We start from the raw sequence: 14,200 nt of genomic DNA on the forward strand, positions 1-14,200 counted from the left end.
AATCTTTTGACACTACCTTTCTTCACCTTTATTATATGCGAACGTACATTCTTTTATCCACTAAAAACGAACATATATTCGATATTTTTTAGCCATATTTCTTCTTTATCAGGCGTAAGATGTAAGGATCACATTTTTAGTTTAGATCCTTGAGAGGGGAGAAATGAGGATGACAGAACGAGAAAAAATATTATTAATCCAAGAAATTTCAAAAGAAATGATGAAACATTCTGTTAAGGATCAAAAAGGGAAACATACAAGTGAGTATGAAAAAGCGGTAGAACTTCTTGCAAGAGCCTTACATGATTTTTCTGATCTGTATCTAAAGCAACAAAACGATGATGAAGTTTTAAAAGGTATATTAGCAAAGGTGAAAATTGCCTACAACACTATGGAGCGGGTAAAGAAACCAAATATAGTTATTAAAAGAGTTTAAATCATACTTTGAATAAACAGAGGGGGTGATTAATATAGGAGGAATGAATTAAAAATAGAACATACGTTCCAATCCGGAGTTGTTTTATGGTACAATAAGTTTGCAGTCAAGTGATCGAACAAGCCCCTTCTAAAAGGAGGTGATGCTTGTTGACGATTTATGAGAGTCTTATTTCTATGTTTACATTTGCTTCTTTAGTTATTGCTATTCTGGCTTTTTCACAAAAAAAATAGACCTTCTAGAGGTCTAATCATTTAAATCTACTTTAAGATCTGTCGACTGCAGACTGTGGATGCTGCAACATCCACGGTCAATTATAACCCTATTATACCATAATAGGAAGAATGAATAAGTACGTAAACATATTGCTTATTAATTATTTTTGCTTCTTTTTCTTAGTTGTCATTTCTTTAGATGTTGTTGATTCCATAGCTTCGTTTTGTTGTTTTTGAAATTTTTGTTCTTTACTATCATTGCTGTTTTGCATGTTTTCACCTCCGAGACTTTTTCCTTCTCTATTTTCAACTAACAGTAAATTTCTTATTCCTTATTCTTTAATTTCCAAAGTTTTCAATAAATCGGTGAAATTAAATTCTATGTCAAAAAACATCGGTGTATTTTCATCGTCATATAAAATTAATCTCCCTTGATTTTCTGTTGAATGATCATATATTAATATAATTTCTGTTATAAGAGAATCAAACCATTTGTTTTTAACTTTATATGATTTTGTTAATGGTATTCTGATGAGATAACCTTTATTGGGGATAGGATTTGCTTGTACTGTGACCTTTTGAATACTCTTAATTGCGCTAATTGCATATTGATCCATTTCAGAAGATAGTTTCTTTTCTTTGATAATTGCATTTGTTTCGATATCCATTACTTTAATTTGTTGATTTTCTGCTATAGCAACATTATTGTTTGAAAAGCTAACAAAAAGAAAAAAAATAACGTGAAACAAAAGATGTTTTTTCTTCATTTTTTCACCTCAGTTATTAGTCTTTCCAACAAGAAAAATAATCAACATGGAATTATTACCTAATAGAACTTGTCGAAAGTCGCCATCCTAACTAAAGGAGGTGATAAGATGATACAAAAACTACTTCTTATTACAGGGTGTTTTCTTTTTATTACTGGTTGCAAACAGGATGATCAGGTGTCTTCAAGAACATTTTTAATACCAGAAGGATATGTAGGTTGGGTTCAAGTAAAATATGATCAACAGTTACCTGAAAAAGTAAAGAATGAAGGAAATAATCAAGTATATAAAGTTAGTCAAAATGGAATGACATATACAGATGAAGAACATATCCATGAGGGGTGGGCAACTAATAAATATTATTATGTAGACGATAAAGGTGAACGAACGTCTCTAGTACCAGGGAAGATGGTTCATGGACCATCAAGTGGAAGAGAATTAGCTGGTAAAACGGTTGAATATTTTTTTATAGGCTCATCAGATCAGTTTCATAAAGATGAATATGTACCCAATGAGTATGAAGTAAATTAGCGGCTGCAATATGCAGCTTTCTTTTTTCTCCTAGACTAGCAAGTCAAGAATTAATCAAAAGAAATTTTTCTACAATAAGCGACAAATTCATTGACGTCCATACATAACTTTTGTACGATATGAAGGATTGAATGAAAAGGAGCTGTGGATTTCGCGATGGAGTCCTTTAAAATAAAAAAAACTTTAAATAACAACGTTTTGATAGCATCTCATGATTCTTTTGGAGAGGTTGTATTAATTGGAAAAGGCATTAGTTTTGGTAAAAAAGAAGGAGACATAATTCAAGAAGATAGCTATGATAAAATGTTTGTTTTAACAAATCAAAAGGAGCAGGAGCAATATAAGTTACTGCTATCAGATATTGATGAAGAAATGCTCGAAATTATGCAGGAAGTGATTCAATATATCTTTGAACGTGTTGACAAGCCATTAAATGAACATATTCACATAGCACTTACAGACCACTTAGCATTTGCTTTAAAGCGTTTGCAGCAAGGTATGGATTTGAAGAATCCTTTTCTCCTTGAAACAAAGTCTTTATATCCTTTTGAATATGAGCTGGCAACAGAGGTTATTAATATGCTGAATGATAAATTAAACGTACAGCTTCCTCAAGGAGAAATTGGTTTTATTGCGCTTCATATTCATAGCTCAATATCTAATAAACCACTTTCAGAAGTAAATCAATATTCTCAGCTCATTAGCCGGTTAACAGAAGTGATAGAGGAGTCTTTAAAGATCAAAGTGGATCGAGAAAGTGTAAACTATTTACGTCTAATTCGCCATCTTCGCTACACAATTGAAAGAGTGAATTCAGGGGAATCTGTTACAGAACCAGAAAAATTAGCTTTTTTGTTGAAAAAAGAATATCCTTTATGCTACAATACTTCTTGGAAAATGATAAAAGTAATGCAACAGGTTTTAAAGAAATCTGTTTATGAAGCTGAAGCAGTTTACTTAACAATGCACTTATACCGACTAACAAATAAATAATTGTAACAGATATTATTCACGTGTTACTGATTCGATCAGGCATGAGTGAACAAGGTGTTTTTAATTGCTATTTTGGGGAACTATACCTAATAGCAGCTAAAATACATGTTCACCATGCCTTTTTTGTATGCATCGGGACAATTCCTGAGCTTAATGTAAACGGTTAATAGTAGATTGTTTTTTTAGGCTTTGTACTTTTATTGACTACAGAAATTAACAAAATAGGAGGAAATGATTATGTTTAAAAATGCATTCGGCGTCTTGCAAAAAGTCGGACGTGCACTAATGCTGCCAGTTGCATTATTACCAGCTGCTGGTTTATTACTTGCAATAGGTAATGCCCTTCAAAATCCAACACTTACTGATTTAGCACCATTCTTAACAGCAGATTGGATCGTATTAATTGCAAGTGTTATGGAGAATGCAGGTAACATTGTATTCTCGAATTTACCTGTATTATTCGCAGTTGGGGTTGCAATAGGCTTAGCTAACGGTGATGGAGTTGCCGGTATTGCTGCTTTAATTGGTTACTTAATAATGAATATTACAATGAGTAGTATCCTTAAGGGAGTTGGTACACTTCCGTCTGGTGGACAGGAGCTTGCTGACTTTTTAGCTAATAACGGTGCTGCCTATGGTAATGTACTAGGTATCCCAACCCTACAAACAGGGGTATTTGGTGGTATTATCGTTGGTATTATTGCTGCTGCCATGTATAATCGCTTTTTCACGATTGATTTACCATCTTATTTAGGATTCTTTGCTGGTAAGCGTTTCGTACCAATTGTAACGGCTGGAGCAACAGTATTACTTGGTATTGTAATGTATTTTGTTTGGCCTCCAATTCAAACAGGTTTAAACGCTTTTTCTACAAACTTATTAGATGCAAACAGAACGTTGGCAGCCTTTATATTTGGTGTTATTGAACGTTCGTTAATTCCATTCGGTCTTCATCATATCTTCTATTCACCGTTCTGGTTTGAATTTGGAAGTTATGTAAATGCTGCTGGAGAAACTGTACGTGGAGATCAAACAATCTTCTTCTCTCAAATTAGAGATGGTGTACAAGATTTAACAGCAGGTACATTTATGACTGGTAAATTCCCATTCATGATGTTTGGTTTACCAGCTGCAGCACTTGCAATTTACCATGAAGCAAGACCAGAACATAAAAAAGTTGTTGCAGGTTTAATGGGTTCTGCAGCCCTAACTTCTTTCTTAACAGGTATTACAGAACCACTTGAATTCTCATTCTTATTCGTAGCACCTGTATTATTCGGTATTCATGCAATCTTTGCTGGTTTATCATTTATGACTATGCACATTCTTAATGTTAAAATTGGTATGACGTTTTCTGGAGGTTTAATTGACTTCCTATTATTCGGGGTATTAAACCCACAAACAAACTGGTGGCTAGTTATTCCTGTAGGTTTAGTCTTTGCAGTTGTTTATTACTTTGGTTTCCGTTTTGCAATTAGAAAGTGGAATCTTGCCACTCCTGGTCGTGAGGAAACTGATGTTGAAACTTCTGATGAAGGTCAACCAAAAGCAAATGCAGGAGATTTACCATTCCAAGTGTTAGAATCCTTAGGTGGATCTGGAAACATTAAGCACTTAGATGCTTGTATTACTCGTTTACGTGTTACAGTTAATGACATTAAAGATGTTGACAAAGATCGTTTGAAAAAACTTGGTGCATCTGGTGTATTAGAAATTGGAAACAACATACAAGCAATCTTTGGACCTAAATCTGATAATTTAAAAACTCAAATCCAAGATGTTATGTCTGGCAAACGTCCTAAAGCAACACAAACTCATTCTCAAGAAAAAGAAGTTCAAGAGCAAGTTGAGGATGTAGTAGCTGACGGATTAAAAAATGATGTAATAGATGAAACATTTGTTTCTCCACTTACAGGTGAGATTAAAGATATTACAGAAGTTCCAGACCAAGTATTCTCTGGAAAAATGATGGGTGATGGTTTTGCAATTCTACCTTCTAACGGAACAGTCGTTTCACCTGTTAATGGTAAAATCTTAAATGTTTTCCCTACAAAACATGCTATTGGTATTCAATCTGATGGTGGTAGAGAAATTCTTATTCACTTTGGTATTGATACAGTTAATCTGAAAGGTGAAGGATTCGAAGCATTTGTCCAAGAAGGTGACATAGTTGAGCAAGGTCAAAAACTTCTAGAGGTTGATCTAGATTTTGTAAAATCTAATGCACCTTCAATTATAACTCCAATCGTATTCACGAACTTAAAAGAGGGTCAATCAATTAAACTGCAAACAAAAGATAATGTTGCAGCAAATGATACTGATATCATTGAGATTGAAGGCAAGTAATTTTAATATCCAAAAGCCACACTTGTATTTTTACATGTGTGGCTATAAAATTAATTTTTGAATAATATGAATGATTTTAAAGGAGATTGATGAAAATGGCAGAAAAAACATTTACAGTAACAGCAGATACAGGAATTCACGCTCGTCCAGCAACTGTGTTGGTACAAGCTGCAAGTAAGTATGATGCAGATGTAAACCTTGAGTACAATGGTAAAACTGTTAACTTAAAATCAATCATGGGTGTTATGTCTCTAGGAATTCCAAAAGGCTCTCAAATCAAGATTATTGCTTCAGGTTCTGATGCAGACGAAGCAGTTACAGGTCTTGGCGAAACTTTAAAAAATGAAGGGTTAGGCGAATAATGAGTAACCTTAAAGGGATTGGAGCTTCGGCTGGTATTGCTATTGCAAAAGCTTACCGTTTAGAAGAACCAGCACTAAATATTGAACAAAAAACAATTGCAGATAAAGAGGCAGAAAAGCAACGTTTTGATGATGCAATAAACAAGTCAAAATCAGAGCTTGAAAAAATAAAAGACCATGCTAATCGTGAATTAGGTGCAGACAAAGCTGAAATTTTTGCAGCACATTTATTAGTTTTAAGTGATCCTGAGTTGTTAAATCCAGTAGTGGATAAGATTAACGCTGAAGGTGTTAATGCTGAATTTGCAATGAAGGAAACAGCTGATATGTTTGTTTCTATGTTCGAATCAATGGATAATGAATATATGAAAGAACGTGCAGCTGACATTCGTGACGTAACTAAGCGTGTTATTGCTCACTTATTAGGGGTGCAAATTCCAAACCCTAGTCTAATTTCTGAAGAAGTTGTCATTATTGCTGAAGATTTAACACCATCTGATACTGCTCAATTAAATCGTCAATATGTAAAAGGATTTACAACAGACATTGGTGGACGTACTTCTCATTCTGCAATTATGGCTCGCTCTATGGAAATTCCAGCTGTTGTTGGAACAAAGCAAGCTACATCAACGATTGAAAATGGTGTAATGGTTATTGTTGATGGATTAGATGGTGATGTTATTATTGATCCATCTTCAGATGTTATTGCTCAATATGAAGAGAAAAAGGCAAAGTATGAAGCTCAAAAAGCAGAATGGGCAAAGCTTGTAAATGAACCTACCATTACAAGTGATGGTCAGCATGTTGAGCTTGCTGCTAACATTGGAACACCTGATGATGTTAAAGGTGTGCTAGAAAACGGCGGTGAAGGTGTTGGACTTTATCGTACGGAATTCTTATATATGGGAAGAGATCAGCTTCCAACTGAAGATGAACAATATGATGCTTATAAAACTGTTTTGGAAAGAATGGGTGATAAGCCGGTTGTTGTTCGTACTTTAGACATCGGTGGAGACAAAGAATTACCATACTTACATCTTCCAAAAGAAATGAACCCATTCCTTGGTTTTAGAGCAATTCGTTTATGCTTGGAAGAACAAGAAATTTTCAGAACACAATTACGTGCATTATTACGTGCAAGTAGTTATGGAAATCTAAAGATTATGTTCCCAATGATTGCGACAGTTTCTGAATTCAGAGAAGCTAAGGCAATTCTTTTAGAAGAAAAGGAAAAGCTAGTTGCCAATGGGGTACAAGTATCTGATTCAATTGAGATTGGTATGATGGTAGAAATTCCATCTACAGCAGTAATGGCTGATCAATTTGCAAAAGAAGTAGATTTCTTCAGTATTGGAACAAATGATTTAATTCAATACACTATGGCTGCAGATCGTATGAATGAGCGTGTGTCATACTTATATCAACCGTATAACCCAGCTATTTTACGTCTGGTTTCTATGGTAATCGATGCAGCACATAAGGAAGGCAAATGGGCCGGTATGTGTGGTGAAATGGCTGGCGATACTATCGCTATCCCACTATTATTAGGTTTAGGTCTTGATGAGTTCTCTATGAGTGCTACATCAATCCTGCCAGCACGTACTCAAATTAAAGGTTTATCTAAAGAAAAAGCACAAAGCATAAAAGAAACAGTTTTATCTATGAGTACAACTGAAGAAGTCGTTGCATTTGTGAAAGAAACTTTCCAAATTGACTAATAACCGAAAGACAGGCAGAATTTGCCTGTCTTTTTGACGTTTTTTTTAGATAATACATACACTTCAATATGGGAAAGATAATGTTAGTATAAGGAAGGAGTTTTGGTAATGGACAATTTCAAAATTGGTGAAGAAGTATATGTGATATATAGAAATCCTCATGCTGTAAATGTGGCAAATATTGAAAAAGCAGAAATAGTTGAGCACCCCACTAATCAAAAGGAATTGGCTATTTTCCTACATGATGCATACCATCCATTAGCAGAAGATGATGCTGTCTTTTCTAGTTTTGAGGAAGCCGAAGAGCTTTACAATCAGCTATTTGATTACCAACAATTCGATTAAGTTAATAGGAAATATTTGAATCGATTATTAGATAACGATTAAGCAAAAGGTAAATATGTATAGAATCTTTGATTATATATAAAGGAAGGTACTATCATGATAAAACCTTTTGTTCCACAATTAGTTTATATAGAACCTAGAGCTCTGGAATACCCACGTGGTGTTGAACTAAAAGAAAAATTTGAAAAAATGGGTCTTGAGATTAGAGAAACAACCTCTCATAACCAAGTCCGAAATATTCCAGGTAAGAACCACCTTCAGCAATATCGAACAGCCAAATCTACATTAGTTGTCGGTGTTAGAAAAACGCTCGAATTTGATAGCTCCAAGCCATCAGCTGAGTACGCAATTCCTTTAGCAACTGGATGTATGGGTCATTGTCATTATTGCTATTTACAAACTACAATGGGTAGTAAACCGTATATTAGAACATATGTCAATGTAGATGAAATACTTGAGCAAGCTAAGGATTATATGGAGGAGCGTGCTCCGGAAATTACACGGTTTGAAGCCTCTTGTACATCTGACATAGTAGGGATTGACCATCTTACTCATTCTTTAAAATCAGCAATTGAATTTTTTGGACAAACAGATATAGGAAGGTTGCGTTTTGTAACAAAATTTCATCATGTTGACCACTTATTGGATGCAAAACATAATGGAAAGACTCGTTTTCGTTTTAGCATTAATGCTGATTATGTTATAAAAAACTTTGAACCAGGAACATCTCCTCTTGATAAAAGAATTGAAGCTGCAGTAAAAGTGGCAAAGGCTGGGTATCCGTTAGGGTTTATTGTAGCTCCGATTTATATTCATGAGGGCTGGCAAGAAGGGTACAAAACACTCTTTGAAAAGCTGGATGCATCTCTCCCAGCAGATGTACGAGATGATATAACGTTTGAAATGATTCAACACCGTTTTACAAAGCCAGCAAAACGAGTAATTCAAAAAAATTATCCGAAAACGAAGCTTGAATTAAATGAGGAAGAAAGACGTTATAAATGGGGCAGATATGGGATAGGTAAATATATTTATCAAAAAGATCAAGAACAGGAATTACGTGATACATTAGAGGATTATGTTGATCATTATTTTCCAACTGCCAAGGTTGAATATTTCACCTAACAAAAAAACTCTCATCGTAACATTGATGAGAGTTTTTTGTTATTTTTTAGCCTTCAACGTCATATTCAACTTCATATATATGGTAAAATTACTTTAATCATACATAAGGGGTGTAACTATGGATATGTCATTAAATGGTAAAAGTGCATTAGTTATTGCTTCCAGCCAAGGACTTGGTAAAGCCATTGCTCAAAAGCTTGCAGAACAAGGGGCAAATGTTATGTTATCTAGTCGGGATGAAGAAAAGCTAAAAAAAATAAAACATGAGCTTGGGCAAAATAGTCATGGACGTATTGAATACAAAGTATGTGATATAAAAAACAAAGAAGAAATAGAACAACTTGTTACTTTTACACAAACTGAATTTGGTGCAATCGATCTGCTTGTTAATAATGCAGGAGGTCCACCAGCAGGTACATTTGAAGAAATGACTGATGAAGATTGGCAGCATGCATTTGAATTAAACTTACTTAGTTATATCCGAATTATAAGAGAAGTGCTCCCCTATATGAAGAAAAGCGGTGGAAAGATCGTAAATATTGCTTCTTCCTCCGTAAAGGAACCAATCCCTGGTTTAATTTTATCTAATACTTTTCGAACGGGTATTGTAGGTTTAACAAAAACTCTGGCTTCAGAATTTGCATCATATGGAATTTTAATAAATACAGTTGCTCCAGGACGTATCTCAACAGATCGCGTCGCCTCTTTAGATGAGATCGCAGCAAAGAAACAAGGAGTATCAAAACAAGATGTTGAGGAAAGTGTAAAAGATAAAATTCCACTAGGCCGTTACGGATTACCGGAAGAATTTGCAAACTATGCTACGTTCCTCTTATCTGACTTAAACTCCTACATGACAGGTCAAACATTTTTAGTTGATGGTGGAATGGTGAAATCAATTTAAAGGAAGATAAGGAGAGGTTAGCTTCTCCTTATTTTTACTTGTAAGAAGGAGAGGAGTAATTTGATAACATATCCAATTTTACAAAAAGGGGCAACAATTGGAGTAACAGCACCGTCATCTGGGATACCTGATGAACTTCACTTAATGTTTAAACATGCCTTAGTTAGCATGGAGAAAAAAGGATATAAAACACGATGTGGGGAAACAGTATGGACACAGTATAAAGCTAAATCTTCATCAGCTAAAAAACGAGCAGATGAATTTATGTCAATGTTAAAAGATGATGAAATTTCACTTATTATTCCCCCGTGGGGTGGTGAGTTATTAATAGAAATTCTTGAACATATTAATTTTGAAAGCTTACAAAATAAATGGATAATGGGATATTCTGATACAAGTGCATTACTCCTTGCCATTACTTTAAAAACGGGAATTGCAACAGCTCATGGAACGAATCTTGTAGATCTACGAGGTGTATACTCTGATTCGACCACTGCAAAATGGGAAAGTGTTTTAAAGACGAAAAGAGGAGAGCAAATTTTACAGAATTCCTCAGAAAAATATCAAAAGCAATGGGATCATAACAATCCTTCGCCGTGTGTTTTTCATTTAACTGAACAAACTGATTGGAAGACAATTTCTAAAGATGTGCAAGAATGTAAAGGTCGTTTGCTTGGTGGGTGTATTGATATAATCAGACACTTAGTAGGAACACCCTATGGCCAAGTTAACAAATTTCAAGATTCTTATTTAGAGCACGGTGATAAAATAATTTGGTATTTTGAAAACTGTGAGCTAAATACAACAGATCTACGCAGATCTCTTGTACAAATGAAACTGGCTGGTTGGTTTAATCATTGTTCAGGAATATTATTTGGAAGAAGTTCTGCAAATCAATCTATAGATAATTATCACGTAATAGATGTTTATCAAGATTTACATAACGAACTTCAAATTCCAATTATATATGATATTGACTGTGGACATGTACCACCACAATTAACATTAATAAATGGAGCATATGCTGAAGTTTCAGTTCAAAATGGAGAAGGAAGAGTTTCACAAATGTTCATTTAGTAAAAGGAGTCGTTACTAGTACATTAAGGAGGATGTAAGATGAAACAAACAATTGGCTTTATTGGTCTTGGTGTTATGGGTAAAAGTATGGCAAAACATGTATTAGAAGCTGGATATCCATTGAAAGTTTATACTAGAACAAAGGAAAAGGCAGAGGAACTACTATCTTTAGGAGCTGAATGGAAAAGTACGGTTGCAGAGCTTTCGAATGAGTCTGATATTATTATTACAATGATTGGCTATCCGCAAGATGTTGAGGATGTTTATTTAGATGAAGCAGGTATTATTTCATCTTCAAGACCAGGTACATACGTTATCGACATGACTACTTCTCAGCCCTCCTTGGCAAAAAGAATTTATGAACAAGCGAAACAAAAAAATATTTACGCACTAGATGCACCAGTGTCTGGGGGAGATATCGGTGCACGTGAAGCTCGATTAGCGATTATGGTTGGTGGAGATAGAGAGGCTTTTGATTATTGTTACCCGTTGTTTGAAAAAATGGGACAAAATATTGTGTACCAAGGAGAAGCTGGTTCTGGACAACATACGAAAATGTGCAATCAAATTGCGATTGCATCGGGTATGATAGGTGTTTGTGAAGCCATTTCTTATGCAAAAAAATCAGGATTAGACCCGTCTAATGTGCTTAAAAGTATTACAACTGGGGCGGCAGGAAGTTGGTCGTTAAGTAATCTTGCTCCACGTATGTTAGAGGGAGATTATGAACCAGGTTTTTTTGTAAAGCATTTTATTAAAGATATGGGAATTGCATTAGATGAATCAAACGAAATGGATCTTTTCACACCAGGATTAAAGCTTGCACATGAGCTTTATGAGAAACTCGCTGAAGAGGGAAATGAGAATAAAGGGACACAGGCTTTAGTTAAGCTGTGGGATAAAGCTTAAGTTAATAACTAAAAATATTGTAGTTATTTGAAACTTTTTCTTTAAATATACGTCAATTAAAGTGATGGAAAGGCAATGTGAAACTATTCATGTTGTCTTTTCTTTTTAACGACATTGTATGCTTCCCATTACTTCATTTTTCTTCACATGAATGTCATAAAGCAAAGCTACCTCTTCATTGATGATAATGGTAAAATAAAGGGTAGCCTAAAAAAATAAAAAGTTATCTTGAAATAGATATAAATTGATAGGAGGAAAGCGACTTTGACAGAACAAAACACAAATAAATCAGAAGAGCGTAAACTACGGAAGTCCAGATATGTCAGAATCAATGTGTTCTTTTTTCTTGTCTTTCTGTTGTTTGTCGCCCTTATCGTTCGCTTAGGAGTTGTACAAATAGTTCAAGGAGAAGAGTTTTCAAAGGAAGTCTCTAGAACAGAATCCGATTATGCAAGCTTACCTGCACCGCGTGGGAAAATGTATGACCGTTACAATCGTGTTGTAGTAGACAATACAAGGGTACCAGCCATCACATATACAGTTGATAAAACAACATCAGCTGAGGATAAAATTGAAACGTCGAAAAAGCTCGCAGAATATATTAGTTATGATAACGAATTCTTAACAGATGAGCTAAAAGATCGTGACATTAAAGATTATTGGTTAGCTTCTCACCCAACTGAGGCGAAAGAACTTCTTTCTAAAAAAGAACTTGAGCTGAAGCCTGCTGAAACATACAAATTACAAGTAGAGCGTGTGCCAGAGGATGAATTTAATACAATTAAGTCTGATCCTGAACAGATGGAGTTAGCGTACATCTATACACGCTTTTCTTCAGGATATCAGTACGAACCACAAGTTGTGAAATCACTAAACCTAACCGATGAGGAGGTATCACTCGTTGCTGAGCATTTGGAGCAGCTTCCTGGAGTAGATGTGATTACTGACTGGGGAAGATCTTATCCATATGAATCACTTGGCTCTATTTTTGGTACTGTAACCTCTCCTGAGGAAGGTATTCTTCAATCTCGTGAAGATTATTACAAAGCAAGAGGCTATGCTAGAAATGAAAGAGTTGGGAGAAGTTATTTAGAATATCAATACGAAGATTATTTAAATCCTCGTAAAGCAAAAGTAGAATATATTTCGGATAAAGATGGTAACATCATTTCTGAAGAAGTTGTAGATGAAGGACAAAGAGGTTATGATCTGAAGCTTTCTTTTGATATGGAACTTCAAATGGAAGTGGAAAAAATTGTAGAAGAAGAATTACTTCAGGCAAGTAAAAGTCACTTTTTAATGGACCGGGCATTTGTTGTAATGATGGACCCTTATCAAGGTGATGTATTAGCAATGGTTGGGAAACAATTAGATTCCAAAAACCGTAACAACATAATAGATTATCCTTATGGGACGTTCACTACCCAATATGAGGCAGGGTCCACAGTTAAAGGTGCGACTGTTTTAGCAGGATACCAGAAAGGAATTCCTATTGGAAAGGGATATTACGATACAAAGCTCTACTTTAAAGGAACTCCACCAAAAGGATCTTATCGAAATCTTGGGTATATGACCGATTTAAGTGCGTTAAAGCTTTCTTCTAACGTGTACATGTTTTATGTTGCATTAGAAATAGCAGATATAGAATATCAGAAAAACGGGCCATTAAATGTTTCAAGTGAGGATTTCCAAAGACTGCGAAATTATTTTGCTCAATTTGGATTAGGTGTACCTACTGGTATTGACTTACCACAGGAATCCTCTGGATTATTAAGTACACCAGATACAGCGGGGAAGATTTTAGATATTGCTATAGGTCAGTTTGACACCTATACACCGCTTCAGTTGGCTCAATATGTTTCTGTTATTGCAAATGGTGGTTCAAGGGTTCAACCACGTATTGTCACAAGTATTCATACACCTGTTGAAGACTCAACTTTAGGCCCTATTGCCGTTGATAAGTCTCCAAATGTGTTAAATAAAGTTAATAACACACCAGAGGAAATTGAGAGAGTTCAACAAGGCTTCAGATTAGTTGTTACGTCTGGAACAGCTTCAGCTTATATTGATTATGATGTTGCTGGTAAAACTGGAACATCTCAAACCAATTACTATGGTCCTAAGCGAGAGTATTGGGGTAGAAAAACAAATAACTTAAACTTTATAGGATATTATCCTTCAGAGAACCCTGAAGTGGCTTTCAGTGTTGTTGTTCCGTGGGCTAGTAACGATAAAGATGCAGTTAATAAACACATTGCAAATCGAATCGTAAAAGCTTATATGGATTTACAAAAGAAGTACTTAACAACAACGGAGATTGAAACACAAGAAGTTACAGAAACTGAATAAACTAACACATTAGACATCAGTCTGTCATTGAACATGGCAGGCTGTTTTGTATTTTTAAAACAATAAATATGGAATCACACATAAATCCCTTCTCTTTTCACAAAATAACAATGAAAACGAAAG

At 34.9% G+C, this 14,200-nt stretch carries 13 protein-coding genes; 12 read left to right on the top strand and 1 reads right to left on the bottom strand.

The window, feature by feature from the left end; genetic code table 11:
* Positions 1 to 169 precede the first annotated feature (169 nt).
* Positions 170 to 436, top strand: coding sequence for a hypothetical protein (locus COD11_RS16300; RefSeq protein WP_098797965.1), 267 nt, complete (start codon positions 170 to 172; stop codon positions 434 to 436).
* A 547-nt stretch (positions 437 to 983) separates the two neighbouring features.
* Here the strand turns inward: COD11_RS16300 and COD11_RS16305 are convergent.
* Complete coding sequence (locus COD11_RS16305) at positions 984 to 1,418, bottom strand: hypothetical protein (RefSeq protein WP_098797966.1); 435 nt, start codon at positions 1,416 to 1,418, stop codon at positions 984 to 986.
* A gap of 108 nt (positions 1,419 to 1,526) precedes the next feature.
* Between COD11_RS16305 and COD11_RS16310 the strand changes: the two genes are divergently transcribed.
* From COD11_RS16310 to COD11_RS16360, 11 genes are all read left to right on the top strand, one after another.
* Positions 1,527 to 1,949: a DUF6843 domain-containing protein gene (locus tag COD11_RS16310; RefSeq protein WP_098797967.1), complete on the top strand. Its 423-nt coding sequence runs from the start codon at positions 1,527 to 1,529 to the stop codon at positions 1,947 to 1,949.
* A gap of 156 nt (positions 1,950 to 2,105) precedes the next feature.
* A complete protein-coding gene (gene glcT, locus COD11_RS16315; protein WP_098797968.1) occupies positions 2,106 to 2,942 on the top strand; it encodes a glucose PTS transporter transcription antiterminator GlcT in 837 nt (278 codons plus the stop codon).
* 237 nt (positions 2,943 to 3,179) lie between these two features.
* Entirely contained in the window at positions 3,180 to 5,288 is a 2,109-nt protein-coding gene (ptsG, locus tag COD11_RS16320) for a glucose-specific PTS transporter subunit IIBC (protein ID WP_098797969.1), read from the top strand.
* A gap of 95 nt (positions 5,289 to 5,383) precedes the next feature.
* On the top strand, positions 5,384 to 5,650 hold the full coding sequence (locus tag COD11_RS16325) for a phosphocarrier protein HPr (RefSeq protein ID WP_098797970.1): 267 nt from the start codon (positions 5,384 to 5,386) through the stop codon (positions 5,648 to 5,650).
* The gene (ptsP, locus tag COD11_RS16330) at positions 5,650 to 7,368 is read left to right on the top strand and encodes a phosphoenolpyruvate--protein phosphotransferase (RefSeq protein WP_098797971.1); all 1,719 of its coding nucleotides are present in this window, start codon (positions 5,650 to 5,652) and stop codon (positions 7,366 to 7,368) included. Before COD11_RS16325 ends, ptsP begins: the two co-directional genes overlap by 1 nt.
* A 108-nt stretch (positions 7,369 to 7,476) precedes the next feature.
* Positions 7,477 to 7,713 (top strand): transcriptional regulator SplA domain-containing protein, encoded by a 237-nt coding sequence (locus COD11_RS16335; RefSeq protein WP_098797972.1) that lies wholly within the window; start codon positions 7,477 to 7,479, stop codon positions 7,711 to 7,713.
* 96 nt (positions 7,714 to 7,809) lie between these two features.
* A complete protein-coding gene (gene splB / locus COD11_RS16340) occupies positions 7,810 to 8,838 on the top strand; it encodes a spore photoproduct lyase (protein ID WP_098797973.1) in 1,029 nt (342 codons plus the stop codon).
* Between the two features lie 118 nt (positions 8,839 to 8,956).
* Positions 8,957 to 9,742 carry an SDR family oxidoreductase gene (locus COD11_RS16345; RefSeq protein ID WP_098797974.1) on the top strand — a complete coding sequence of 262 codons (786 nt, stop codon included), beginning with the start codon at positions 8,957 to 8,959 and terminating at the stop codon, positions 9,740 to 9,742.
* Between the two features lie 60 nt (positions 9,743 to 9,802).
* Complete coding sequence (locus COD11_RS16350; RefSeq protein WP_098797975.1) at positions 9,803 to 10,819, top strand: S66 family peptidase; 1,017 nt, start codon at positions 9,803 to 9,805, stop codon at positions 10,817 to 10,819.
* A 39-nt stretch (positions 10,820 to 10,858) separates the two neighbouring features.
* The gene (locus COD11_RS16355; protein ID WP_098797976.1) at positions 10,859 to 11,728 is read left to right on the top strand and encodes an NAD(P)-dependent oxidoreductase; all 870 of its coding nucleotides are present in this window, start codon (positions 10,859 to 10,861) and stop codon (positions 11,726 to 11,728) included.
* A gap of 264 nt (positions 11,729 to 11,992) precedes the next feature.
* A complete protein-coding gene (locus COD11_RS16360; RefSeq protein ID WP_098797977.1) occupies positions 11,993 to 14,077 on the top strand; it encodes a peptidoglycan D,D-transpeptidase FtsI family protein in 2,085 nt (694 codons plus the stop codon).
* Positions 14,078 to 14,200: the final 123 nt, after the last annotated feature.

Origin of the sequence: Bacillus sp. AFS040349 (genome assembly GCF_002577655.1) — a bacterium.
Taxonomy (GTDB): Bacteria; Bacillota; Bacilli; order Bacillales; family Bacillaceae; genus Metabacillus.